We start from the raw sequence: 22,352 nt of genomic DNA, 5'->3' as shown, positions 1-22,352 counted from the left end.
CATGTCTACCCCAGCGGCGCTTGAGGCGGTACGCCGCCACGCCCCGCTGGTCTCCTGCATCACCAACGCGGTGGTCACTAACATCACCGCTAACGTTCTCCTGGCTCTGGGCGCGGCGCCGGCCATGGTGGACATCACGGGAGAGGCGGGCCCTTTTGCCCGCGTCGCCTCCACGCTGCTCATCAACCTCGGCACGCCTCAGCCCGAGCAGCGGGACGCCGCCCGCGAGGCCGTGGCTGCGGCGGCTGACGCGGGCACACCGTGGGTCCTCGATCCGGTGGCCATCGGCATGCTGACGCACCGCACTGCGCTGGCCCATGAGCTCCTCAGCCGGGGACCGAGCGTCGTACGGGGCAATGCCTCGGAGATCCTGGCTCTGGCCGGTGACGGCAGCGGCGGGCGGGGCGTCGAGACCGCCGACGACGTCGCCGCGGCGCTCGATCCGGCCTGTGACCTGGCCCGCAGCCACGGCTGTGTCGTCGCCGTCTCCGGGCCCGTCGACCTGGTCACCGACGGCGAGAGCGTCGTCCACATTCAGGGTGGCTCCGCACTGCTGACTCAGATGACCGGCGGGGGCTGCGCTCTGGGTGCGGTGGTCGCGGCCTTTCTCGGGGCGGGGCGGAAGGAGGGTCTGGATGACGTGAGCGCCGTTGTCGCTGCGCACGCCGTCTACAGCGCTGCTGCCGAGCGCGCGGAGTCCCGATCAACCGGCCCCGGATCCTTCTCGCCGGCCTTCCTCGACGCCCTGTACACCCTTGAGGCGCAGGACCTGCAAAACGTCAGTGTCAGTGCTACCGGGGCGACCACCGCCGCGCAGGGAGCGCCGGCATGAGGGCCGCGCCGGACCTGTCGGTTTACCTCATTACCGATGAGAGCCAGTGCCGCTCGCGCGGCAGAGACGTCCTGGACACCGTTGAGGCCGCTGTCGACGGCGGAGTCACCTGCGTCCAGCTGCGCGCCAAGGGGGCCGACGGCGGACTCTTCCTGACTCAGGTGCTGGAGGTGGCCGAGGTGGTCGGTGATCAGGTCCCCGTCATCGTCAACGACCGCGTCGACATCTTCCTGGCGGCGCGCGATCAGGGAGCGCCCGTAGCTGGGGTACACCTCGGCCAGTCAGATCTGCCCGCCCGCATCGCACGCCGTCTCGTCGGGGAGGACGCCTACCTCGGGCTGTCGGCCGCGACTCCCGACGAGCTGCGCACCGCCCAGGAGCAGGGCGCCTGCGACCACGTCGGCATCGGCGTCGTTCACCCCACCGCCACCAAGGCCGACGCCCCGAAGAGCCTGGGGGTGAACGGCGTAGCGCGCATGGCTGCCCTGACCGATCTGCCTGCTGTGGCCATTGGCGGCATTACGGCCAGCGACCTGCCGGCACTCCGGGCGGGTGGTCTGGCCGGTGCCGCCGTCGTATCAGCCATCTGCATGGCCGAGGACCCCAGGAGCGTCGCCGCCGACCTGCACCGTGCCTGGGACGAAGGAGGTCGGCGATGAGCCAGCAGCGTTCGGCAACCGTGACCGCCTTGACCATCGCCGGCTCAGATCCCAGCGGTGGCGCCGGCATTCAGGCCGACATGAAGGCCATGAGCGCCCTCGGTGCCTACGCGATGAGTGTCATCACGGCGTTGACTGCCCAGTCGACGCGTGGTGTGGCCGGTGTGCACGCCGTGCCGGTCGACTTCGTCCGTCTCCAGATGGACACGCTGCTGGAGGACATCGTCCCCGATGCCACGAAGATCGGGATGCTCGCCACCGTCGAGCTGGCCGACGCGGTGGGGGAGTACCTGCCTGGACTCACCCACACGGTGCTCGACCCGGTCATGGTGGCCACCTCCGGGGACCGCCTTCTCGACGAGCAGGCCGTCGGCGCCGTGCGCCGTCTGTGTGCCAAAGCCGATCTCATCACTCCTAACCTCTACGAGGCGGCCGTCCTGCTGGGGGAGGGGCCCGCGGCGACCCTCGGTGAGCTGCGCAGCCAGGCGCGCCGCCTGAGGGAACTGGGCGCCCGAAGGGTGCTGATCAAAGGCGGCCACCTCACCGGAGGCGCAGACAACTCGGGCGACGTCGATGACGCCATCGACGTCTACGTCGATGCTGACGCCGTCGAGATCCTGCACGGTCGCAGGGTCGCTACGAGCAACACCCATGGCACGGGCTGCACGCTGTCCTCAGCGATCGCCTCGCTGCGACCGCGCCGGGCGAACTGGCTGGAGGCGGTGCGGGACGCCAAGAACTACCTCACCGGTGCCATCGAGCAGGCCGACGCCCTGGGCATTGGACACGGGCACGGGCCCGTCCACCATTTTTACCGAGCCGGAACGATAACCGGATGGTAGATTGTGTCGTTGTCGTCGACGACCGGAGGTCATTGCGGTGCACCTGCTGAAACGAGGAGGAGTGTGTATCCGCTACTGAACAGCGCCTCCGCCTCCACAGGAGTCAAACCTATGACAGATGCATCCATTTCTTTCCGCGTTAGGGTCATGCTCGCTGCGGTCCTCATGCTAGCGGTAACAGGGCTTCTTCCGCTGTCGCCACCGGCCACCTCGGCCCATGCTGCCGAGCCCGCACAGGCCGGAGGTGCAGCGTCCAGCGCGTCCTCGACAGCGGTGACCGCGCCCACCAGCTTCGGTAAGAGCGCCGAGCCGATCCCCGAGGAACGACCTGCGGCCGAGGTGAGTCACGAGGCCGACCAGAACGTGGTGAACTACTGGACGCACGAGCGCATGGCCGCCGCCAGGCCCCCGGATACCGATGCGGCCGATGATCCCGCCCAGGAGCGACCGGCGGCCGCTGAGGGTGATGGGGACAGCTTCAGCTCGACCGATCCGGCCGGAATGACCGAACCCGTCGCTCCGGCCGCCGACGGGGGCGCGACTCTGCCGGCCAGGGCCAAGGGAAAGCTGTTCTTCAACGGCTACGAGGCGGATAACGCCTACTGCAGCGCCTCTGTCCTCAACACGCCCTCCAAGAGCGTCGTCATCACCGCTGCCCACTGCGTCTACAGCTCGAAGAAAGGATGGGCCAAAAACGCGGTCTTCGTCCCCGACTACGACCGTACCCAGGCCGATCCGGACCCGGTGGGAGTCTGGACGGCCCGGTCGATGCGCACCTTTGACAGCTGGCGAGCCGACCAGGCCGACTATCGCAACGACGTCGCCTACGTGACGCTCAATGACGGCGGGGACGCGAATAAACCGGTCGTCGACGTCGTCGGCGGCCACGGGCTGGCTTGGGGAGGCAGCTACGTCTTCCGTGCCACGATCTTCGGTTACCCCACCAACAAGACGAACCCGGACGGTCGCGGCACCATCTACTCCTGCGTCAAAACCACGGAGGAGTCGGAGGGCAAGGTGCGGACCGAGGGCTGCGACTTCGGCTTCGGCGGCTCGGGAGGGCCGTGGCTCTACCGCTACAACGAGTCCTCAGGACTCGGCTACGTACGGTCGTTGACCTCGCTGTGGCGGCCTCTGGGCGGCGTGAATCGCGGCCCCTATTTCACCGAGGCGGTCAAGACCATGCTGGATGCCACCGCCGGGGACTGATGCGGTGGGGCCTCAGCCTCGACTGTCGTCTGGAGCCGACGGTGCGGTCTGCAGGGGAACCGATTGCTGCGGCGTCGTTACCGTAGACTCCATTCTGGCGGCCAGAAGAGTCATGGCCAGTACGAGTGCCGCGACCAGCGTCACCGAGGCGATCGCCACGGCCGCCCACGCCGGTCGCCGATACTGGCTCGAGCTGCGCAGGTGCGCGACGCCCATGACGAGGGCGATGAAGGACAGCGGCACCCCGAGGAAGGGAAGCGGGATCAGTAGCACCGCACCTGCGGCCGCAGCAGTCAGGGCGCTGACAATCAGAGAGCGGCCGAGGCGGGCCTTGGCCTTTAGCTGTTGGTCCACGGCGATTCTCCTCTCACTCGTCTCCTCGACTCGTGTCAATAGACCGCTGTCCATGATGGAAGCCGTCCCTGCCGAGCGCCAGGGCGAGGCCTGAATCTTCCAGATGAAACCTTCAGAGAATCTTCCGCGGTCGTGACCGCTCCCACCGGGCTTCTGTCCGTGCGACTCAGGATCGAGTCAGGCGGCGCACAGTCCGGACTCGTAGACTGGGGCCGGGAGACGTCTTCGCTCGGGAGCACTGAGATGGTTCATGCACGCACCGCCCTCGCCCAGTCCGACACCCTCCGCCTCGTCTGGCCCCAGTGGCAGGGTGCGGGGGAGTCCTCGGTGAGGAGCCTGCTGCCCGAGCTGCCCTACGGGGAGGCGCGGCGCGTCTACGCACTGGGAACCCGGGTGCTGACGGCGCTCCTGCCCGAGCACGCCGGCCCCACGGAGATCGTCCCCGTCAGCGATGAGCCTATCGGCGAGGAGGTGCTCGTCACTAACGGTATGGAGTCGCGCGCCCAAATCCTGGCCGGGATCCGTGACGCCCGCGAGGCGATCGCCCGGCACGACGCTCCCAGGATCCTCACCCTGGGCGGGGACTGCGCTGTTTCTGTCGTCCCCTTCACCGAGCTCGCAGCCCGTTACGGAGACGATCTGGCCGTCGTCTGGATCGACTCCCACCCTGACATCGGCACCTCGCACTCCCAGTACCCCGGCTACCACGCCATGGCGGTCTCCCACATCATCGGTACCGGTGACGTCGAGGTGATGGAGGAGCTGGCGGCCTTTGTCTCCCCGAGTCGCCTGGCCCTGGCCGGCCTGCACTCCTGGACCGAGGACGACTACCCGAACATCGCCAAGTGGGGACTGCACGCCTTCGGCCCGGCCGACCTGCGCGACTCGACGACGCCCCTGCTGAAGTGGTTGGAGACCACCGGGTGCAGCCGCGTAGCCGTCCATCTGGACGTCGACACCGTGGACGCCGACGAGGTCCGGCTGGGACTGGGCTACGATCGCGGCGGCCTGAGCGTGACCCAAACCAACCGCGCGGTCAGGGATCTGGGGCGGGCGGCCGACGTCGTCGGCCTGACGATCGCCGAGTACGTGCCCCGGCAGGTCGTCTACCTCGCCCGCCTCCTGGAGGAGCTGCCGCTTCTATGAGCGATCGGGACGAGGCCGCCCGAGCTCGCCTCCTGAGTGACAGGCGTCAGTCGGTGACGATCTTGGCGCCGGTGGTGTTCTTGGCCGCATCGATGGTCCCCAGATCGGTGACGCTGGGGAAGCCGGCATTGCGCATGACGGCACTGGCCATCTTGGGCTGGTCATCAGTCCCGTAGAGCTGGTACTGGGAGTTGCGGTCCAGTCCCGAGAGCTCCTTCGGGAAATCGCCGGAGGAGAAGTCATAGTTGACGGCCCCCTCCAGGTGCCCCTGCTTGTACTCCTCGGCCGAGCGCAGGTCGATGATGACCACCGGGCCGGTGGCCTTCGCATCCGCCGGGGCGGTGTGCTTCGTGGCGGAGGTGTTAGAGCCAGAGGAGCCCGAGCAGGCGGTCAGCGCCAGTGCACCGCAGGAGACGAGCAGGATAGAGGCGGCCAGGACGCGGATGGGGCGTTTCACAGACAGTTCCTTCGAGAGTCACGCGGCTTTGTCGAGCCTGGATGGGATCAGGTGGGATGCTGGATCAGCGTGGTTAAGGCTCTGCGTCGGGAGACTCGGGGTGGGAACAGGGTCAGGGCCTTCAGAAACGAGGATAAACAGGTTCTGGTGGGAACCGGCAGTGATACTCAGCGAACCGTTGCGTGAATCTACAATCCACGTCATTCGCCGGTGAGCAGGCTCGCGGTCTCATCCTGGAAGAGCAGGGCGACCTCTCTGAGCTTCTCGCCGTGTCGACGGGCGTGGTGAGCGCAGAAGAAGAGCTCGCCGGTCAACATGACGACCCGGACGTAAGCCTGTGCATCGCAGACGTCGCAGCGGTCGGCCGTGGTCAACGGGCGCTCTGAGGAGTCGGTGGCAGAGGCGGTCTGCTCGTCCAGGGTGGTCACCGCCTGAGCGGCGGTCGAGATTCCGGTTGTGCTCATGGACCGCATTGCATCACGCCTGAGGACTCGCCGGTCGACCGAAAGGGCCGTTTCCGCCTGAGGCGCACGTGCTTTCGCCCACGGCGCACCGCCGTCATGGCGCACCTCACCGTGGAGCCGAGCGATCGGGTGAATCCTGGAGGTGGTATCGGCGGGTTGCCAACGGACGGAAATCGGGAGGGGAGCAGTCAGGATGTCGGGGATGCAGGAGTTCCGCAACCGTGAGATCGCGCGCCTGGAGCGCTCGGGATGGGCGACCAACGCGGCTCTTCGCGAGGTGCTGGACGCCGTGGGCCTGAGGCCACCGGCCGAGGTCGTGGCCGAGTGCCTGGATGAGGACGCGGACAGTGCGAACAACGTGGCCGGTGGAAGCGCTGGAAGCCGCTGGGAGCGGGCCGAACGCGCGGTCGCCCATCTGCGCGAGCACTTCGCCTCCTTCCGCTTCGCCGACGACGTCGACTATGGGCTCCTGGCGATCCCGGCGATCGACCGGCTCGACACCCGCGGCGCCATGGATCCCCGCATCCGCTGCGGCCAGCGGCCCGACCTGGTCGAGGATTTCGTCGACCCGGCCCTGGGAGAGGGTGCTGACCTCGCTGACCTCACCGGCACTGTCAAGGCCACGCTGGGCCAGGACGGCTGGACGGTGGTGGCTGGCGTCGTCGGCCAATACGGGATCTCGGCGGGAAGCTACGAGGAGATCGCCGCAGCCCCCGCGGAGCGCTTCGAGGTCGACGGCGTTGACACCCGCGCCCTCATGACCCGCCAGATCTGGGGCGCCCGCCTGCTGCAGTGTCCGCCAGGGCTCGTCCCCGACTCCGACTACGCCGAGCGGTGGACCTTCACCCTCTTCCCGGCCGAGGGCCTGGTGGAGGGCCGGGCCGTCTCGGGAACCGTGCTCAAGAAGCGGGTGCGCTTCCGCCTGGGGAAGGCGGACCGTGGAATCGGCAGCGCCCGCGTGAGCCCCGCGCTCCCGCTTGACTGAACGATCCGGCGGCGCCGGATGGCCCGACGGTGGTATGACGGTGGCATGACGTATGACGCCACACGCTTCCCCGCGGCGGGGCACGAGGCGCGGGCGGTGCTGATCGGCTAGATTCCCAGCGTGCCCTCATCCGAGAACAAGACCAGCCGGGGCGATTACTCCGCCCGCCACCTCTCCGTCCTGGAGGGGCTCGAGGCCGTGCGCAAGCGCCCGGGAATGTACATCGGCTCCACCGACCAGCGCGGGCTTATGCACTGTGTGTGGGAGATCGTCGACAACGCCGTCGATGAGGCCCTCGAAGGGCACGGCGACGACATCTCGGTGACCGTCCACGACGATGGCTCCATCGAGGTGCGCGACAACGGGCGCGGCGTACCCGTCGACATCGAGCCCTCCTCCGGCCTGACCGGCGTCGAGCTCGTTTACACCAAGCTGCACGCCGGCGGGAAGTTCGGCGGCGGCTCTTACGGCGCCGCCGGTGGCCTGCACGGTGTGGGCGCCTCCGTCGTCAACGCCCTGGCCGAGCGCATGGACGTCGAGGTCGACCGCGGCGGCAAGACCTACGCCATGAGCTTCCACCGCGGCGAGCCCGGCGTCTTCGACGACTCCGCCGGGCGCAGTCCCTCCTCACCTTTCACCGAGTTCACCAAGGCCTCCGAGCTGCGCGTCATCGGCAAGGCGCGCCGCGGCGTGAGCGGCACTCGCGTGCGCTACTGGGCCGACCCCCAGATCTTCCCCAAGCCCACAGAGTACGACTCCGCCGCCTTGCGCGCCCGGCTGCGCCAGACCAGTTTCCTCGTGCCCGGACTCACCCTGCGCCTGGAGGACCGGCGCCCGGAGGCCGAGGCCATCGCGGCCTCCAGCACGCCCGCCGCCGACGCCGGCGAGACCGACGACGCCGTCCACGAGGTCACCCTGCGGGCGGCCGCCAAGAACGCCACCGAGAACCGCGGCGACCTGTTCGACACCGGCGCCGATACTGGCGTCGAGGTCTTCCAAGCCCTGGGGGGCACCGCGGACTTCGTCGACTTCCTGGCCTCCGACGGCTCGGTTACCGACACCTTCCGCCTCACCGGACAGGGCACCTACACCGAGACCGTCCAACAGCTCGACCGCACCAGCGGCCACCTGCGGCCCGTGGAGGTCGAGCGCACCTGCACCGTCGACGTCGCCCTGCGCTGGGGGATCGGCTACGAGACCACCGAGCGCTCCTTCGTCAACATCATCGCCACCCCCATGGGCGGCACCCACCTGACCGGTTTCGAGCAGGCCCTCACCAAGGTGCTGCGCAAGCGCATCGAGGCCGACTCCCGTGCCCTGAAGATCACCTCCAAGGACGGCCGGGTCGAGAAGGACGACATCATGGCGGGCCTGACGGCCGTCATCACCGTGCGCGTGCCCGAGCCCCAGTTCGAGGGGCAAACCAAGGAGGTCCTGGGCACCGGCCCCGTGCGCCAGATCGTCTCCAAGGTGGTCGAGCGCGAGCTCACTGCCCTGCTGACCTCCTCCAAGCGGGACCTCAAGACCCAGGCGCGCGCCCTGGAGGAGAAGATCGTCGGAGAGATGCGCGCCCGGGTCTCGGCCCGGCTGCACAAGGAGATCACCCGCCGCAAGACCGCCCTGGAGACCTCCTCCCTGCCCGCCAAGCTCGCCGACTGCCGCAGCGACGACGTCGTCGCCTCCGAGCTGTTCATCGTCGAGGGCGACTCCGCCCTAGGCACCGCCAAGAATGCCCGCAACTCCGAGTTCCAGGCGCTCCTGCCGATCCGCGGCAAGATCCTCAACGTGCAGAAGGCCTCCCAGGCCGACATGCTGCGCAACGTCGAGTGCTCGGCCATCATCCAGGTGGTCGGCGCAGGCAGCGGACGCACCTTCGACATCGAGGCCGCCCGCTACGGCAAGGTCATTCTCATGACCGACGCCGATGTCGACGGCGCTCATATCCGCACCCTCCTGCTGACCCTCTTCTTCCGCTACATGCGCCCCATGATCGAGGCGGGTCGGGTCTTCGCGGCCGTCCCGCCCCTGCACCGCATCGAGGTCTCCGGTTCGGGACGGCGTAAGAAGGAGATCATCTACACCTACTCCGACGAGGAGCTGGTCACCACCCTGCGCCGCCTGGAGCGCTCGGGGCGCAGCTTCAAGGAGCCCCAGCGCTACAAGGGCCTGGGGGAGATGGACGCCCATCAGCTCGCCGAGACCACTATGGAGCCCCAGCACCGCACCCTGCGGCGCATCACCCTGGGGGACGAGGCCCAGGTCATGGAGGCCGAATCCGTCTTCGAGCTCCTCATGGGCTCATCGGTCGAGCCCCGCCGCGACTTCATTGTCGAAGGCGCTCGTGATGTTGATCGCGAGCGCATCGACGCCTGACCAACGCGTCAGGTCTCGGCAATTCCTTAAGGTAGCCTCGGTAACCTTCGCGTCACGGTCCCCTGACGGCCGAGCGCAGCATCATCGGTTCCTACCGGTTCCTACTCGTTCCGCACTCATGAGGGAGGTGCACCATGGCGCCTGGTTACGGCATCCGCCGGGCCGGCTCTTCGCCGTGGCCCATCCTGCGCCCTGGGCCCCGTTCGGCCCTGTCGCGCGAGCTGTCCTGGCGCCCTCTGGGCCCCGAGGACAACCACGAGCTGGCCGAGCTCATCGCTCGGGCCGAGGCCGTCGACAACCCTCCCTACCGCACCAGCGAGCAGGAGACGGCCGAGTATTTCATCGACCCCACCTACTCCGGGGTCGCAGGCCGCGACGCCGACGGCGTCATGCGCGCCTTCGGCCTGGTGCGGTTGCGGCCCGCCGGAGAGATCTACGCCTCCATGACCGGCACCGTGGACCCCGCCGTGCGCAAGCGCGGCATCGGCCGTGCCCTCCTGCACTGGCAGGCCGAACGGGCCCGCCATCTCGTGGGCGCCGAGCGGGCCGGTTTCGTCCCGGGCAGAGGCTCGACCCAGGTTCCCGCGCACGTGGTCACCACCGTCTTGGAGGACGACGAGCGCATGCAGGGCCATCTCAAGGACATGGGGTTCGAGCCGATGCGCTGGTACCGCGAGGTGCGCCGTTTCCTCGGCGATGAGATCCCCGAGGTGGACTTGGATGGGTTCATCACCATCGACCCTTGGACTCCCGAGATCGACGGCGACGTCCGGCGCGCCTACGACCAGGCCATGGCCGAGACCTGGAAGGCCGAGAACATCACCCCCGAGGACTGGACCGCCGGTAGCGCCTACTTCGCCCCCCAGTGGAGCTTCGTGGCCATGGACCGCTCCGGTGACCGGGCCCGCGTGGCCGGATACCTGCGCTCGGGCCGCTACGAGCAGGACTGGGAAGCCCTGGGCTGGCGCGAGGGATACACCGACGTGCTCGGGGTCTTAAGCGACTACCGCCACCGCCGGATTGGGCCCGCACTGCTCGTGGCCGCCATGCGCGCCTACGCGGCTGACGGCATGGAATACGCCGCCGCCGGCGTCGACACCGACAACCCCAACGGCGCCGTGGACCTGTACGAGTCCCTGGGCTACGTGCCCACCCGCGGCACCATCCTCTACGCCCTCGACGTCTGAGCAGGCCGCCCGGGCGGTTCAGATGCGCTGATGGGCCACCGCGCCGGCCACGATCGTGGCCAGGGGACGTACCCGGGCCAGTTCCTCGGCTCCGAGGCGCAGGGGATCCTCTGCCAGGAGCACCAGGTCGGCCGGGCAGCCCACCGCCACCGGTCCGGCCCCGTTCACGCTGGCCGCCAGGGCCTCCTCGGCTGTGAGTCGTTGATCCGGTGACCACACTGAGCCGTCCGGGGTCTTGCGCCCTACCGCCGCAGACATGGCCAACCACGGGTCCAGTGGTGCCACCGGCGCATCCGATCCCAGTTGCAGCAGTGCCCCGCCGGCCACCATGTCCGCGAACGCGTAGGTGCGTCCCTCTAGCTCCGGCCACACCCGGCTCACGGCCGCCCAGTCGTCGATGAGGTGGGCTGGTTGAACCGACAGCTCGACGCCGCACGCCACGAGGCGCCTGAGGGCCCCATCGGGTTCATCGAGGGCGTCGGCGGGCAGCAGTTGGGCGTGCTCCAGGCGCCCGGCGGCTCCGGAGAGTGCGAAGGCGGCGGCGACGTCGTCGACGGCCGCGTCCCCGATGGCGTGGATAGCCATCTCATAACCCTGTTGGGCGGCCCGGGCCATGAGGTCGGTGAGCTCGGCCCGGTCGATATTGACCACGCCGCAGGCGTGCTCCAGGCCCAGCTCGGTCGGGTAGGGCTCGCACATATGCGCGCTGCCCGAGCCCATCGATCCGTCGGCGATCACCTTGAGCGGCCCCTGAACCAGCACCGCGGAGCCATCGGGCAGGTGCGGTGAGCCGGCCAGTTCGGTCCCCGTGCGCAGGCCCTTGACGATCCAGCGTTCCAGCTTGTCGCGGTAGACCCCGATACGGATACGGGGCAGCACCTCAGGAAGAACGCCCTGGGCCGCCATGGTCTGTAGGCGCCGCGGCCAGTCGCCGGGGTCCTCCGACCAGCTCATGTCGACCACGCCGGTCACGCCCCGGGCCAGCATGTCGGCCAGGACCTGCCGATAGCCGGATTCCCGCAGCTCACGTGTCCCCGGAACCTCATCGAGCCGGTCCAGCAGGGCGAACCACGGATCCTCCTTGAGCGGCGCCCCCAGATCCTGGGCACTGGCCCCCGGCAGGCCGAAGACGCGCAGCGCCGCGGAGTTCAGCCACCCGGAGTGCACGTCCCCGGAGATGAGCAGGGTGGGAATCTCCCCGGTGACGGCGTCGAGCTCGGCGACGGTGGGAACCCGGGGCCAGTTGGACAGGCGGTGCCCGAAACCCTGGATCGTGACTGGCTCGGCGCCGGTCGGCAGGTCCCGCAGCCCCTTGGCCACCAGTTCCAGCGCCTCCTCGGCGCTACGGGTGGCCAGCGTATCGATGCGCGCCGAACGCGCCGCCTCCATGTCCAGATGGGCGTGCGCGTCCCACAGGCCGGGGATGAGAAAGGCCCCACCCGCATCCAGCACCTGCGCCCCGGGCGCTCGGAGACCCCGCCCCACCTCGACGACGCGGCCACCTGCCACGTGCACGTCGCCCGGCTCACCCGGGCAGGGCGGCGTATCCAGGGAGCCCGGGCCCGAACCGTCACGGCGCAGCGCGCCCAACTCGGTGCGGGAGCGGAAGGGGACGATGCGCGCGTCCCTGATCAGCAGGTCTGCGGATGGTAGATCGACCATAAGCCACTCTAGGCACATCCGGCCTGCATACGCGCAGTTTCAGGAAGACCTGGTCGGCATCGCGATCAGCCGATTCCGACGATGGGGGCTGGCAGTGGCGAACCGGAGCCGTCACGCCGCTCATCGGCCTGCGGCAGCGCGACCGGCTTGCCGTCCTCGCTCAGGGCCCGCGCCGGTGCCACACCCACCCAGGCGGTCACCAGCTCGTCCTCACCGCGGAGGAAGCGGTGGGAGCGCACCCCACCCGTGGCCCGGCCCTTGGCCGGGTATCGGTCCAGCGGCGTGACCTTGACACTGCCGCCGCCGGTGCCCGGAAGCGAGTCTTCGGACCCGGCCACCGTTACCACCACGGCCTCGGCCAGGAGCTCCTCGGGAACCGCCGCACCGGCGATGACCCGGGCGCCCTCGCGCAGCGAGATCCCCGCCATGCCGCCTGCACCCCGTCCCTGCGGGCGCACCTTGGTGGCCTGGAACCGCAGCAGCTGGGCATCGGAGGTCACCAGGGCCAGGAAATCCGTGTCCGCCGCGGTGCCCGCGAAGACCACCCGGTCCCCGCCGGACAGGGAGATGACCTCCCAGGCCTCGGCGTTCCTGGGCTCATCACCGGGCTTGACCCGTTTGATGACGCCGCCCACCGTGGCCAGGACGATCGGCGAGTGGACGGCCGGGCCCACCGGGACCAGACCCACCACTTTCTCCTCGGGATCGATATCCACCAGCTGGCGGGCTGGGGTCGCGCCGGCCAGGCCCGGGGCGTCCTCGGCGCGGGGCACCTCCGTGGTGGAGACGACGTCGAGCAGCACCAGCCGTCCGGTGTCGGTGACCGCGCCGATACGCCCCCGCGCCGTGGTGGCCACCTGGGAGGTCAGCGCGTCGTGGGGCCTGCGCCCGCCGATGCGGGCGACCGGCTCGGCGCCGGGGGTGCGCGCCACCAGACCGGTCGCCGATAGCATGACCCGGCACGGGTCGTCGGGAACGGTCAGCGGAACCGGCGACGAGCTCGGCATGAGCGTCATCGGTTCCACGGACGCCCCGGCCCGCCGCGCCGTCCCGCCGGAGTCAGCGGATACCGAGGCGTCGTCCGGGGTTGCAGCGCTGCCCGCCGACGATGTCACGCGCTCACCGGAGGCCTCCACCAGCACCGTGCGCCGCGGGGTGCCGAACTGTTCGGCCACGGCCGCCAGCTCACGGGAGACTACGCGTCGCAGCAGGACGTCGTCGGCCAGGATCGCCTCCAGGGCCTCGATCTCCCGGGCCAGCTCGTCGCGCTCCTTTTCCAGCTCGATGACCGAGAACTTCGTGAGCCGACGCAGCTGCAGCTCAAGGATGTAGCTCGCCTGCGGCTCGGTGAGGTCGAAGACCTGCATGAGCCGAGTGCGCGCCGTGGCCGCGTCGTCGGAGGAACGGATGACGGCGATGACCTCATCGATGTCGAGGATGGCGATGAGCAGGCCGTCCACTAGGTGAGCGCGCTCGCGGCGTTTGCCCAGGCGGAACCGGGTGCGCCGTGTGACCACCGTGAGGCGGTGGCGCACGAACACCTCCAGCAGCTCGCGCAGCCCCAGGGTGTGGGGTTGGCCGTCCACGAGGGAGACGTTGTTGATGCCGAAGGAGTCCTCCAGCGGCGTGTGCTTGTAGAGCTGGGCCAGAACGGCCTCGGGGTTATAGCCGTTCTTGACGCTGATGACCAGGCGGGTGCCGTGCCTGCGGTCGGTGAGGTCGGCGACGTCGGTGATGCCTTGGAGCTTCTTGGAGCCCACCGCCTCCTTGATCCGGGCGATGATCTTCTCAGGCCCCACCATGTAGGGCAGCTCGGTGACCACGATGCCCTTGCGGCGCGGCGAGACGGACTCCACGTGGGCGGTGGCCCGCGTCAGGAACTTGCCGCGCCCCGTCCGGTAGGCCTCCCGGATCCCGTCCAGGCCCACGATCATGCCGCCGGCCGGCAGATCCGGCCCCGGCACGAAGGCCATGAGGTCCTCCAGGCTCGCCTCGGGGTGGGTCAGCAGGTGCCGGGCGGCCGCCACGACCTCCACCAGGTTGTGCGGCGGCATATTCGTGGCCATGCCCACCGCGATACCAGCCGCGCCGTTGACCAGCAGGTTCGGGAAGGCCGCGGGAAGGACCTCGGGCTCGGTGAGCGTGTAGTCGTAGTTGGGGGTGAAGTCGACCGTGTCCTCGTCCAGGTCCGCCGTCAGCGCCAACGCCGGCGCGGCCAGGCGCGCCTCGGTGTAACGGGGAGCCGCCGGACCATCGTCCAGGGAACCGAAGTTGCCGTGCCCATCGATGAGCGGCAACCGCATCGTGAAGGGCTGAGCCAGACGCACCAGCGCCTCGTAGATCGCGGTGTCGCCGTGGGGGTGGAGGCGTCCCATGACGTCGCCCACCACCCGCGAGGACTTCACGTGCGGACGGTCCGGGCGCAGGCCCATGCGGTCCATCTGGAACAGGATGCGGCGCTGAACCGGCTTAAGCCCGTCGCGCGCGTCCGGCAAGGCGCGCGCGTAGATGACGGAATAGGCGTACTCCAGGAAGCTGGTACGCATCTCCGTGGACAGGTCGAGGTCGACGATCTCCCCGTCGGTCGGGGGAGGAGTCTGGGTGGAGGCAGACTTCGGCATGGGCGCATTGTCCGGGGAATCGGGCCGAAAACAAACCACGACACCCGGGCGTGACAGGTCAGACGCGCCCGCTGACAGCGATCGGCGGGCTTTGAACGGGGCCGCCGGCGCTCGACGACGATGGCCCAGACGATGGCACAATGGCGCCCATGACGACCCACTCACGCCAGAACTCGGCTGCAGGCCCGGTCCCCTCCGAGGAACCCCAGGACGCGGCCGCCGAGCTGGCGCAGCAGGTCGAGCTCGCCGGCTACTACCCCGACCTGGTGCTCGACACCCTCCGACTGGCTGCGGGCGAGGAGGAGATCGTCTCCGGCATGGTCCAGGCCGAGACCACCTTCGCCGAGGCCGTCCACCGGCACCTGACCGTTCTGTCCCTGACCTCCACCCGCCTCATCATCGTCCACGTCGATGACGCCCCCCGCGACGACGGCGGCCCCGGCGCCCTGGCCACCAGCGAGGCCGTCCCCCTCAGTCGCATCCGTTCCATGGCTCTGACCCGCGGCGTCTCCGATCCTGCCAGGGGCGGCGGCACCCTGACCGAGATGACGATCGCGATCTCCTGGGGCTCGGTGCGACGCATCGACATAGAGCCCGCCACCTGCGGCGACCCCGACTGCCAGGCCGATCACGGCATGACCGGCGTCTCCGTCCCCGACGACATCGTCATCCGCGTGGCCGCGGGCGTCGAAGGGGCCTCCGCCTTGGCCCGGGCCGAGGCCTTCGCCGGCCGGCTCTCGCAGATGACGGCCCGCGCCGCCTCGGCGTGACGGGACCCGCGATGAGGCCTCAGATGCTCGCCGAGGATGATGCCGAGGATCCTGTTCCGACTCCCGTCCCGAACCACCCGCAGGATCCGGCACTCCGCTACGTCCTGGCGGTCGGTGCCGTCAGCGCCGGGCTGTCCCTCAGTGATACCGGCAACGGCGGCGAAGCAGTCCTCGGCTCAGTTGCCGATTCAGTCGTCACCGACGCCCGGGCCCGTCACATCGCCCGCAGCTGGGGGATCGAGCCGACCGGGAGGCCCGGTGAGACCCCCGCCGGTGGTCCAGGAACCGTCGTCGTCCTCGTGGACGGGCTGGGTCTGGAGATGCTCCATCAACGGCGCGGGCACACCCCCACTCTGCGCCGATGGCCGGAGCGGGGCTATCAGGGTGCGGGTGGTGGCGACGAGGGAATCCTCACCTGCCGTCCCTCGACGACGGCCGCGGCCCTGACCATGTTGGGGACCTCGGCCCTGCCCGGCACCACCGGGATGGTCGGCTACTCGGTGCTCAACCCCCGCCTGGGACCCGCTCTTCCCGCCTCTACCGCGCCCAGCCCCGCCCAGGTCCTCAGCCTCATCACCTGGCAGGGCGATGACGCCCCCAGTCCCCGGGCCTGGCAGGACATTCCCACGATCTTCGAGCGCGTCCCCGCAGGGAGCGCGGTGAGCATCGGGCCTGCGCGTTTCGCCGGCTCCGGCCTGACCGAGGCGGCCCTGCGGGGCGCCGAGCACCTGGGTGCCGATCGCCTGGAGGACCGGCCCGGTCTGGCGGCGGGCGCTCTGCGCCGCGGCACGCCCCTGGTCTACCTCTACGTCGGCGAGCTGGACAAAACCGGCCACAGGCACGGCTGGCTCAGTCCGCAGTGGCTGGCCCAGCTCGAACGCCTCGACGCCGCCATGGCTGAGCTGATCCGTCGGGTCCCCGCCGGCACCCGGATCATCCTGAGCGCCGACCACGGGATGGTCGATACCGACGCCGACCATCGCATCGACCTGAGCGCCCACCGCGAGCTCGTGCGCGACGTCGTCGCCGTCGCCGGTGAGCCCCGCCTGACGCACCTGCACGTCGCCGGGGGCGACGTGGACCTGGCCGCCGAGGTGGCGCACCGGTACCGCCACGTCCTGGGGGAACGGGCGGCGTGGATCGGAACCCGCGAACAGGCCGCTGAGCACCTGGGGACTCTCAGCCCACGGGCGCTCGGCGTCGTCGGCGACGTCGTCGTGGCGATGGCCTCCACCTGGGTGCTCGTGGATCCCCGGGTCCACTCCGAGGCCGCAATCGCCATGCCCGGCGTCCACGGCTCCTTCACACCGGCCGAGACCGAAGTGCCGCTGCTCGTCACCGAGGCCTGAAGGCCCGGGCGTTCCGAGAGGCCCCGAGAGATCCTGAGAGGCCCGGTCGCTTAGCTACTCGGGCCTGGCGCCGAAGACGATCTCGTCCCAGGAGGGGACGGAGCGGCGCGAGCGGCGACGCGACTTCTTCTTGGCTGGAACCGTCCTGGGCATGTCGGGCAGTGTCTCCTGGGCGCCCGCGGTCGACGGGCCTGGGGCGGCCTTGGCCATGACCTCCGAGCGCGAGGGCATGGGAATCTCCGGCACCGGCTCGGTGGGGCTGTCGGCTCCCACCGGGGCCTGGCTGCCCACCGGTACACGTCCGAGGGCGGGGCTCGGGGCCGACGGCGCCGCCGAGGGAGCACTGGAGGCCGTTACCAACCTGGTCCCGGCCGGATGGTTGCCGGTGTGCAGACGCCGGCGCTCCGACATGGAGTAGACCTGTGCGTTCAGGCCCGCGGCCTGCTCGAGGGGATCATCGGCCGACCTGGCGCGGGTCTGGGTGTGGCGCTCCTCGATCCCCCTATTCGGGGGCGAGGGGACTTCAGGGCTGTCCGGACTGCTGATGTAGTCGATGCCGTGAGGGTCGGTGAAGGCGTCATCATTGCCGGGACCCTGCCCCGGGAGACCACCCAGGTCATCATCGTGGGGAATCTCGACCTCTACGCGCCGGCCCCGGCTGGAGGCCAGATCGGCCAGCAGTGCATCGGTGTCGTCCGCCGACATCGCCCCGCCGGTGGGACGGGCGTACTCCCGTACCGGAAGCATCCCGGCGGGCATTTCGACGGCCAAGCCGGTCGACTCGCCGGAGGCGGCGCCTGGAGCGGAGACGGCCGAGATCGCGCCGGTGCCGGGCGAACCGGCGGTAGCGGGGGAGCGCCCCGACTGGGCCGACGGCGCGGTGGCCGAGGCTCCGGGCGCCTTCGAGTCCTGGTCGAAGACCGCTGGGCGCCTCGAGCTCGCCCCCGCCTCCGTGAGCCAGCGCGCCTCGTCGTCCAGGGCGTGAACCGCGCGGGCCGTCAGGTCCAGCGACCATCGGGCCTGCTTCTCCTCGGCGGACTGCACGAAGGTCACCATGATGAGCCAGGGGTCGCGGCCCTCGCGCAACGCATCCCACTCAAGGCTGGAGGGGTCGACGCCCCGGGTGGCCAGCCGGTCCACGACCAGCTCGCCGAGCAGGGGGGAGTCCTTCTCCCAGCCGATACGGCAGGACTGGGCCTGCGAGACGGCCCACTGGCGCTCCGCGAGCACCGGCCCCTCGAAACGGCGCACGTGCTCCACGTCCATGCCCGTGCTGATCGCGACCTCGGCCGCGGTGGCGCCGGCGCGCATGTACGCCTGGAGCTGGCGGGGGCGCAGGGGCGCCGGTCCTTCGGTGGTCGTCCCCGACTGGGGGCACGATTGCGCCGCGGTCACGGCGTACCGCAGCCCTGAGGGCGTCATCGACGACGATGCTGTAACGCTCGCCGTCTTCGTCTGTCATGACAATCGTGTCACCGTTGGCACCCAGCAGCTCGAGTTCGACCATGGGTGGGGCCTCCTTCATCCCGATGTCAGCACGATATGCTCCACTACGACTCACAGCCTGCCACCCGCAGACGTCAAGCCGTGGGAGGCGCAGCGGTGTGCCACATGTGAAGCACGTGTGAATACCCTCGTGAATACCCTCGGGTGGAGCGCACTGCAAGCGAACTGTGCTCTTTCATTGGGCGATTTGGCTTGACGGGCCGCCTGTCGGTGCTATTGTGCGCGTGCCTTCCGGGACGGATGCGCCGGTCGTCGTCACGACGCCAATGTGCCTGCACGGCTCGACCGCCGTCCCCGGAGGCCACCCGAGAGCCGTCGACAGAAAAGAGTGACGAGGCCATGGCGACCGACTACGACGCCCCGCGCAAGAATGATGACGAGCCCGAGGCCGATTCCATCGAGGAGCTGACCTCGCGGCAGAAGGACCAGTCCTCCGCCGCGATCGAGGAGGACGAGAATGAGGCCGCCGAGGGTTTCGAGCTTCCCGGGGCGGACCTGTCTCGCGAGGAGCTGAGCGTTCACGTCGTTCCCCAGCTCGAGGACGAGTTCACCTGCTCGGAGTGCTTCCTCGTCCACCACCGCAGCCAGCTGGCCTTCGTCGACGAGGCGACCGGCCTGCCGGTGTGCGCCGACTGCGCCGGCTGACGATCCCACCCGAACTCAGGAGAACCCTATGGGACTGTTCTCGCGCCGCCGTGACGACGCGTCCACCGAAACCGACGAGCCCGCCCTCGACTCCGACGACGGCTCCAGCGAGTCCACGGCCTCTGGCCCCTGGGACCTGCACGAGCTGCCCGAGGACCAGGAGGAGGTGCCCCGCATCGATCTGGGCTCGCTGCGGATCCCGGCCGTCGACGGGATGCAGCTGCGCATGGAGCAGGGGCCCGAGGGCACCATCACCGCGGTGGTCCTCGCGTTGGGAGGCTCGGCACTCGAACTGAGGGTCTTCGCCGCACCGCGCACCGCCGGTATCTGGGACGAGCTGCGAGGCGACATTGCCGATGAGCTCGCCGGAAGTGGCGCTCGCTATGAGGAGAGCTACGGGGAGCACGGTACCGAGCTGGTCGCCTACCTACCCATGCGCGGCCCCGACGGCAAGACGACGACCGGCACGATCCGCTTCCTGGGCATCGACGGGCCCCGCTGGTTCCTAAGGGGCGTCCTTCAGGGGCATGCCGCCTCCTCCGAGCAGTCGGCCCAGGCCCTGCGGGAGGTTCTGCGCGGCATCGTCGTCGTTCGCGACGGTCAGGCCCGTCCTCCCCGGGAGATTCTTCCTCTGCACGCCCCTGGGGCCGCGGCTGGCCCCGAGGCCGAGGACCTGCCCGGCATCGACCCGCTCGCTCCCGGTCCGACCATCGCCGAAGTGCGTTAGATGCCGGTGCTGTCCGTCCGTCTGAAGCGGCTCGTCCAGTCGCTGCGCACCAGCCGCGAGCACCTCGAGGCCGAGGACGAGGAGCGCTCCGCCAGCCGCCGGGGCACTGATCCCATCGGGGCCCTGGCCTCGCGGCAGCGGGCTCGCGTCTCGGGGGTTCTGCAAGCGGTTACCTACCGCTCCAGTCAGGACAAGCCGATTCTCGTCGGGCAGCTCTACGACGGCACTGGCAGCATCGACCTGGTGTGGTGGGGGCGACGGCGCATCGCGGGCATCAAGCCGGGCATTCACCTGCTGGCCGAGGGACGAGTCGCCGACGGCACCCACCGCCTGCAGATCCACAACCCCGCTTATCAGTTGCTGGGGCCGGGGCAATAGCGACCGGCAGCGAGTTTCCGGGGAAGGACTTACGAATGAGCAGCCGTTCTGCTGACACTACGCGCACGGGACTGGGCGCGATCGACTCCGAGCGCTTCGACGCCATGACCGCCGTGGGCGGATGGCGCGGCATCGTCGAGTCCGTCGTGCCCACTCTCGTGTTCGTCCTCGTCATGGCGGTGCGGCCCACCGCCCTGGTGATGGCCCTAGCCGCCTCCCTGGCCGTCAGCGCCGTCGGCCTCGCGGCCCGCCTGGTCCAGCGCCAGTCTCCGGCCCAGGTCGTGGGTGGAATCGTCTTGGTGCTCATCTCGGCCCTGTGGGCCTGGCGCAGCGGCGAGGCCTCCAACTTCTACGCCACCGGACTCATGATCAACGCGGCCTGGCTGGTCGCCTGCCTAGTCTCCCTGCTCATCGGCTGGCCGGTCGTGGGCGCCCTCATGACCCTGTGGCACCGGGTCGCCGACGAGTCGGACGGGAGCGGAAATCCAGAAGAGTCTGAGGCGACGGAAGCGATCGATGACCCCGACGCCACCGCCGACGATGATCCCGCCGCGCGCCCATCGGCCTGGCGCACCGACCCGGCCCTGCGCAACGTGAAACTCCGCTACCACGCGGGCACCTGGGTTCTGACGCTGATGTTCGCCCTGCGGCTCGTCGTCGAGGTGCCCCTTTACCTGGCCGGCGAGCGGGCCGTGTCCTACCTGGGCGCCGCCCGCCTCATCCTGGGCGTGCCGCTGTACGCCCTGACCCTGTGGTTCATCTGGCTCCTGGTCGCCCCCGGCCGGATCGCCCGGGCCGAGGCGCGCACTGATCGCACTGACCAGTAGCCCTGTCACCCTGAGTCCGGTGAACGCGGCTCAGGGCTGCACGGTCACGTGAAGATGAGGGGCAGTTCCTTCAGGCTGGACTCCCCCTCGCGCGCCGTGAGGAAGATGAGCTCGTCCCCGCGCTCGAAGCGCTCGTCGCGATCGGGCGTGATGGGGCGGTAATCGCGCAGGATCGCCGCCAGCACTGTGTGGGGCGGCAGCTCGATGTCGGAGACGAGCTCGCCGACGACCGGTGAGTCCTCCGGCAGGGTCAGCTCGTGCATGGAGGCGCCCGACTGGTGGAAGTGGAAGATGCTCACCAGGCTGCCCACGCTGACGGCCTCCTCCACCAGGGCCGTCATGAAGCGGGGCGTCGACACGGCCACGTCCACGCCCCAGGTCTCGTCGAAGAGCCACTCGCTCTTGGGATTGTTGATCCGGGCCACGGTGCGGGGCACCCCGTACTCGGTTTTGGCCAGTAGGGAGATCACCAGGTTGGCCTTGTCGTCCCCGGTGGCGGCCACGATGACGTCGCAGGTCTCGGCCCCGGCGCGCTCAAGCGCCTCGATGTCGCAGGCATCCGCCAACTGCCAGTCTGCCTCGGGGACAGAGGCGATGCACATGGCCTCGGCGGAGCGGTCGACGAGTGTGACCTCGTGACCGTGGCTGATGAGCTCGCGGGCGATGGAACGGCCCACGGATCCGGCTCCGGCAATCACGATCTGCATGGCTCAGGCCTCCTGGGTCGGGGCGTGCGACAGGGCCCGGCGCACCTGGCCGATGCGGTCGGTGCTCACCGCGAGGTGCAGGCGGTCGTGCTCCTGGATGACGGTGGCGGCCTCGGGCAGCAGGGCCGTGGCATCGCGCGAGATCCAGGCGACGCGCACCCCCAGGCGGTCCTCGAGGGCCCCGATAGTCGTACCCACCCACTGCGGGGAGGCACTGGGCTGGATGAGGGCGACCATGCCCGAGGGATCCTCAAGCTCGCGGGCACTGGAACCGGGAAGGATTCGGCGCATCATCTGGTCGGCCGTCTGGCGCACGGTGGCGACCGTGGGGATACCCAGGCGCTCATAGACGTCGGCCCGGCGCGAGTCGTAGATGCGGGCCACGACGTTGTCCACCCCGAAGCTCTCCCGCGCTACGCGCGCGGCGACGATATTCGAATTGTCCCCGTTGGACACCGCGACGAAGGCGTAGGCCTCATCGATGCCGGCCTGCTCCAGGGCGTCGTGATCGAAACCCACGCCCTTGACCTTGCGGCCGTTGAAGTCCGAGGGCAGACGGCGGAATGAGTCCGAGGACCGGTCGATGACGGACACCGAGTGCCCCATGCGGTCGAGCTGAACGGCCATGGACGCTCCGACGCGGCCACAGCCC

22 protein-coding genes and 1 pseudogene are annotated in these 22,352 nt (G+C 69.7%); 14 read left to right on the top strand and 9 right to left on the bottom strand.

The genetic code is table 11. The annotated features are described in order from the left end of the window. Position 1 precedes the first annotated feature (1 nt). From thiM to HMPREF0975_RS09125, 4 genes are all read left to right on the top strand, one after another. Positions 2-832 (top strand): hydroxyethylthiazole kinase, encoded by an 831-nt coding sequence (thiM, locus tag HMPREF0975_RS09140; RefSeq protein ID WP_049939720.1) that lies wholly within the window; start codon positions 2-4, stop codon positions 830-832. Continuing rightward, the gene (gene thiE, locus HMPREF0975_RS09135; protein WP_009233865.1) at positions 829-1,491 is read left to right on the top strand and encodes a thiamine phosphate synthase; all 663 of its coding nucleotides are present in this window, start codon (positions 829-831) and stop codon (positions 1,489-1,491) included. Before thiM ends, thiE begins: the two co-directional genes overlap by 4 nt. After that, positions 1,488-2,333 (top strand): bifunctional hydroxymethylpyrimidine kinase/phosphomethylpyrimidine kinase, encoded by an 846-nt coding sequence (thiD, locus tag HMPREF0975_RS09130; protein ID WP_009233864.1) that lies wholly within the window; start codon positions 1,488-1,490, stop codon positions 2,331-2,333. The genes thiE and thiD overlap by 4 nt, the downstream gene beginning before the upstream one ends. A gap of 111 nt (positions 2,334-2,444) precedes the next feature. Continuing rightward, entirely contained in the window at positions 2,445-3,542 is a 1,098-nt protein-coding gene (locus HMPREF0975_RS09125) for a trypsin-like serine peptidase (RefSeq protein WP_009233863.1), read from the top strand. Between the two features lie 12 nt (positions 3,543-3,554). Here HMPREF0975_RS09125 and HMPREF0975_RS09120 read toward each other — a convergent pair whose 3' ends face one another. Beyond that, the gene (locus HMPREF0975_RS09120) at positions 3,555-3,896 is read right to left on the bottom strand and encodes a hypothetical protein (RefSeq protein WP_009233862.1); all 342 of its coding nucleotides are present in this window, start codon (positions 3,894-3,896) and stop codon (positions 3,555-3,557) included. Between the two features lie 243 nt (positions 3,897-4,139). Between HMPREF0975_RS09120 and HMPREF0975_RS09115 the strand changes: the two genes are divergently transcribed. Beyond that, positions 4,140-5,042, top strand: a complete 903-nt coding sequence (locus HMPREF0975_RS09115) for an arginase family protein (RefSeq protein WP_009233861.1) — start codon at positions 4,140-4,142, stop codon at positions 5,040-5,042. Between the two features lie 46 nt (positions 5,043-5,088). Here the strand turns inward: HMPREF0975_RS09115 and HMPREF0975_RS09110 are convergent, their stop codons facing one another. Both HMPREF0975_RS09110 and HMPREF0975_RS09105 read right to left on the bottom strand, forming a co-directional pair. Then, positions 5,089-5,499, bottom strand: coding sequence for a rhodanese-like domain-containing protein (locus HMPREF0975_RS09110; RefSeq protein WP_009233860.1), 411 nt, complete (start codon positions 5,497-5,499; stop codon positions 5,089-5,091). A gap of 200 nt (positions 5,500-5,699) precedes the next feature. Next, the gene (locus HMPREF0975_RS09105) at positions 5,700-5,972 is read right to left on the bottom strand and encodes a DUF7455 domain-containing protein (protein ID WP_009233859.1); all 273 of its coding nucleotides are present in this window, start codon (positions 5,970-5,972) and stop codon (positions 5,700-5,702) included. Positions 5,973-6,156: 184 nt separating this feature from the next. On the opposite strand from HMPREF0975_RS09105, the gene HMPREF0975_RS09100 reads away from it, so the two are divergent. The 3 genes from HMPREF0975_RS09100 to HMPREF0975_RS09090 all read left to right on the top strand — a co-directional run bounded on the left by HMPREF0975_RS09100 (position 6,157) and on the right by HMPREF0975_RS09090 (position 10,508). Then, positions 6,157-6,948, top strand: a complete 792-nt coding sequence (locus HMPREF0975_RS09100; protein WP_049939685.1) for a hypothetical protein — start codon at positions 6,157-6,159, stop codon at positions 6,946-6,948. A gap of 120 nt (positions 6,949-7,068) precedes the next feature. Next, positions 7,069-9,321, top strand: coding sequence for a DNA gyrase/topoisomerase IV subunit B (locus tag HMPREF0975_RS09095; RefSeq protein WP_009233857.1), 2,253 nt, complete (start codon positions 7,069-7,071; stop codon positions 9,319-9,321). 134 nt (positions 9,322-9,455) lie between these two features. After that, positions 9,456-10,508 carry a GNAT family N-acetyltransferase gene (locus HMPREF0975_RS09090; protein WP_009233856.1) on the top strand — a complete coding sequence of 351 codons (1,053 nt, stop codon included), beginning with the start codon at positions 9,456-9,458 and terminating at the stop codon, positions 10,506-10,508. Positions 10,509-10,526: 18 nt separating this feature from the next. Here HMPREF0975_RS09090 and HMPREF0975_RS09085 read toward each other — a convergent pair whose 3' ends face one another. Beyond that, the gene (locus HMPREF0975_RS09085) at positions 10,527-12,170 is read right to left on the bottom strand and encodes an amidohydrolase (RefSeq protein WP_009233855.1); all 1,644 of its coding nucleotides are present in this window, start codon (positions 12,168-12,170) and stop codon (positions 10,527-10,529) included. 65 nt (positions 12,171-12,235) lie between these two features. Next, positions 12,236-14,791, bottom strand: a complete 2,556-nt coding sequence (locus tag HMPREF0975_RS09080; protein ID WP_009233854.1) for a DNA gyrase/topoisomerase IV subunit A — start codon at positions 14,789-14,791, stop codon at positions 12,236-12,238. Positions 14,792-14,940: 149 nt separating this feature from the next. Here HMPREF0975_RS09080 and HMPREF0975_RS09075 point away from each other — a divergent pair, with 149 nt between their 5' ends. Both HMPREF0975_RS09075 and HMPREF0975_RS09070 read left to right on the top strand, forming a co-directional pair. Then, positions 14,941-15,561: a DUF5998 family protein gene (locus HMPREF0975_RS09075; protein ID WP_009233853.1), complete on the top strand. Its 621-nt coding sequence runs from the start codon at positions 14,941-14,943 to the stop codon at positions 15,559-15,561. 23 nt (positions 15,562-15,584) lie between these two features. Beyond that, positions 15,585-16,910, top strand: a complete 1,326-nt coding sequence (locus HMPREF0975_RS09070) for an alkaline phosphatase family protein (protein ID WP_009233852.1) — start codon at positions 15,585-15,587, stop codon at positions 16,908-16,910. Between the two features lie 54 nt (positions 16,911-16,964). On the opposite strand, the gene sepH is transcribed toward HMPREF0975_RS09070, so the two are convergent. Both sepH and HMPREF0975_RS17115 read right to left on the bottom strand, forming a co-directional pair. Then, a complete protein-coding gene (sepH, locus tag HMPREF0975_RS09065) occupies positions 16,965-18,332 on the bottom strand; it encodes a septation protein SepH (protein WP_009233851.1) in 1,368 nt (455 codons plus the stop codon). A gap of 34 nt (positions 18,333-18,366) precedes the next feature. Further along, positions 18,367-18,417: pseudogene (locus HMPREF0975_RS17115) on the bottom strand (hypothetical protein); the annotation flags it as partial. A 338-nt stretch (positions 18,418-18,755) separates the two neighbouring features. On the opposite strand from HMPREF0975_RS17115, the gene HMPREF0975_RS09060 reads away from it, so the two are divergent. The 4 genes from HMPREF0975_RS09060 to HMPREF0975_RS09045 are packed head-to-tail and all read left to right on the top strand — an operon-like array spanning position 18,756 to position 20,993. Further along, positions 18,756-19,061, top strand: a complete 306-nt coding sequence (locus HMPREF0975_RS09060; protein WP_004565030.1) for a DUF4193 domain-containing protein — start codon at positions 18,756-18,758, stop codon at positions 19,059-19,061. 28 nt (positions 19,062-19,089) lie between these two features. Beyond that, a complete protein-coding gene (locus tag HMPREF0975_RS09055) occupies positions 19,090-19,788 on the top strand; it encodes a DUF3710 domain-containing protein (RefSeq protein WP_009233850.1) in 699 nt (232 codons plus the stop codon). Then, a complete protein-coding gene (locus HMPREF0975_RS09050; protein ID WP_009233849.1) occupies positions 19,789-20,166 on the top strand; it encodes an OB-fold nucleic acid binding domain-containing protein in 378 nt (125 codons plus the stop codon). A gap of 35 nt (positions 20,167-20,201) precedes the next feature. Next, a complete protein-coding gene (locus HMPREF0975_RS09045; RefSeq protein WP_009233848.1) occupies positions 20,202-20,993 on the top strand; it encodes a DUF3159 domain-containing protein in 792 nt (263 codons plus the stop codon). Positions 20,994-21,037: 44 nt separating this feature from the next. Here the strand turns inward: HMPREF0975_RS09045 and HMPREF0975_RS09040 are convergent, their stop codons facing one another. Together HMPREF0975_RS09040 and HMPREF0975_RS09035 are read right to left on the bottom strand one after the other, a co-directional pair. Continuing rightward, entirely contained in the window at positions 21,038-21,700 is a 663-nt protein-coding gene (locus tag HMPREF0975_RS09040) for a potassium channel family protein (RefSeq protein WP_009233847.1), read from the bottom strand. A gap of 3 nt (positions 21,701-21,703) precedes the next feature. Then, positions 21,704-22,327: a potassium channel family protein gene (locus HMPREF0975_RS09035; protein WP_009233846.1), complete on the bottom strand. Its 624-nt coding sequence runs from the start codon at positions 22,325-22,327 to the stop codon at positions 21,704-21,706. Positions 22,328-22,352 lie beyond the last annotated feature (25 nt).

This window comes from Actinomyces sp. oral taxon 849 str. F0330, assembly GCF_000239715.1.
Taxonomy (GTDB): Bacteria; Actinomycetota; Actinomycetes; order Actinomycetales; family Actinomycetaceae; genus Actinomyces; species Actinomyces johnsonii.
This window is presented reverse-complemented; position numbering and strand designations above follow the sequence as displayed.

Bases quoted from the DNA above. Each gene is read 5' to 3' on its own strand.
- thiM (WP_049939720.1), top strand. From the start codon at position 2: ATGTCTACCCCAGCGGCGCTTGAGGCGGTACGCCGCCACGCCCCGCTG.
- thiE (WP_009233865.1), top strand. From the start codon at position 829: ATGAGGGCCGCGCCGGACCTGTCGGTTTACCTCATTACCGATGAGAGC.
- thiD (WP_009233864.1), top strand. From the start codon at position 1,488: ATGAGCCAGCAGCGTTCGGCAACCGTGACCGCCTTGACCATCGCCGGC.
- HMPREF0975_RS09125 (WP_009233863.1), top strand. From the start codon at position 2,445: ATGACAGATGCATCCATTTCTTTCCGCGTTAGGGTCATGCTCGCTGCG.
- HMPREF0975_RS09115 (WP_009233861.1), top strand. From the start codon at position 4,140: ATGGTTCATGCACGCACCGCCCTCGCCCAGTCCGACACCCTCCGCCTC.
- HMPREF0975_RS09105 (WP_009233859.1), bottom strand. From the start codon at position 5,972: ATGCGGTCCATGAGCACAACCGGAATCTCGACCGCCGCTCAGGCGGTG.
- HMPREF0975_RS09100 (WP_049939685.1), top strand. From the start codon at position 6,157: ATGTCGGGGATGCAGGAGTTCCGCAACCGTGAGATCGCGCGCCTGGAG.
- HMPREF0975_RS09090 (WP_009233856.1), top strand. From the start codon at position 9,456: ATGGCGCCTGGTTACGGCATCCGCCGGGCCGGCTCTTCGCCGTGGCCC.
- HMPREF0975_RS09085 (WP_009233855.1), bottom strand. From the start codon at position 12,170: ATGGTCGATCTACCATCCGCAGACCTGCTGATCAGGGACGCGCGCATC.
- HMPREF0975_RS09080 (WP_009233854.1), bottom strand. From the start codon at position 14,791: ATGCCGAAGTCTGCCTCCACCCAGACTCCTCCCCCGACCGACGGGGAG.
- HMPREF0975_RS09075 (WP_009233853.1), top strand. From the start codon at position 14,941: ATGACGACCCACTCACGCCAGAACTCGGCTGCAGGCCCGGTCCCCTCC.
- HMPREF0975_RS09070 (WP_009233852.1), top strand. From the start codon at position 15,585: ATGCTCGCCGAGGATGATGCCGAGGATCCTGTTCCGACTCCCGTCCCG.
- sepH (WP_009233851.1), bottom strand. From the start codon at position 18,332: ATGACGCCCTCAGGGCTGCGGTACGCCGTGACCGCGGCGCAATCGTGC.
- HMPREF0975_RS09060 (WP_004565030.1), top strand. From the start codon at position 18,756: ATGGCGACCGACTACGACGCCCCGCGCAAGAATGATGACGAGCCCGAG.
- HMPREF0975_RS09055 (WP_009233850.1), top strand. From the start codon at position 19,090: ATGGGACTGTTCTCGCGCCGCCGTGACGACGCGTCCACCGAAACCGAC.
- HMPREF0975_RS09050 (WP_009233849.1), top strand. From the start codon at position 19,789: ATGCCGGTGCTGTCCGTCCGTCTGAAGCGGCTCGTCCAGTCGCTGCGC.
- HMPREF0975_RS09045 (WP_009233848.1), top strand. From the start codon at position 20,202: ATGAGCAGCCGTTCTGCTGACACTACGCGCACGGGACTGGGCGCGATC.
- HMPREF0975_RS09040 (WP_009233847.1), bottom strand. From the start codon at position 21,700: ATGCAGATCGTGATTGCCGGAGCCGGATCCGTGGGCCGTTCCATCGCC.
- HMPREF0975_RS09035 (WP_009233846.1), bottom strand. From the start codon at position 22,327: ATGGCCGTTCAGCTCGACCGCATGGGGCACTCGGTGTCCGTCATCGAC.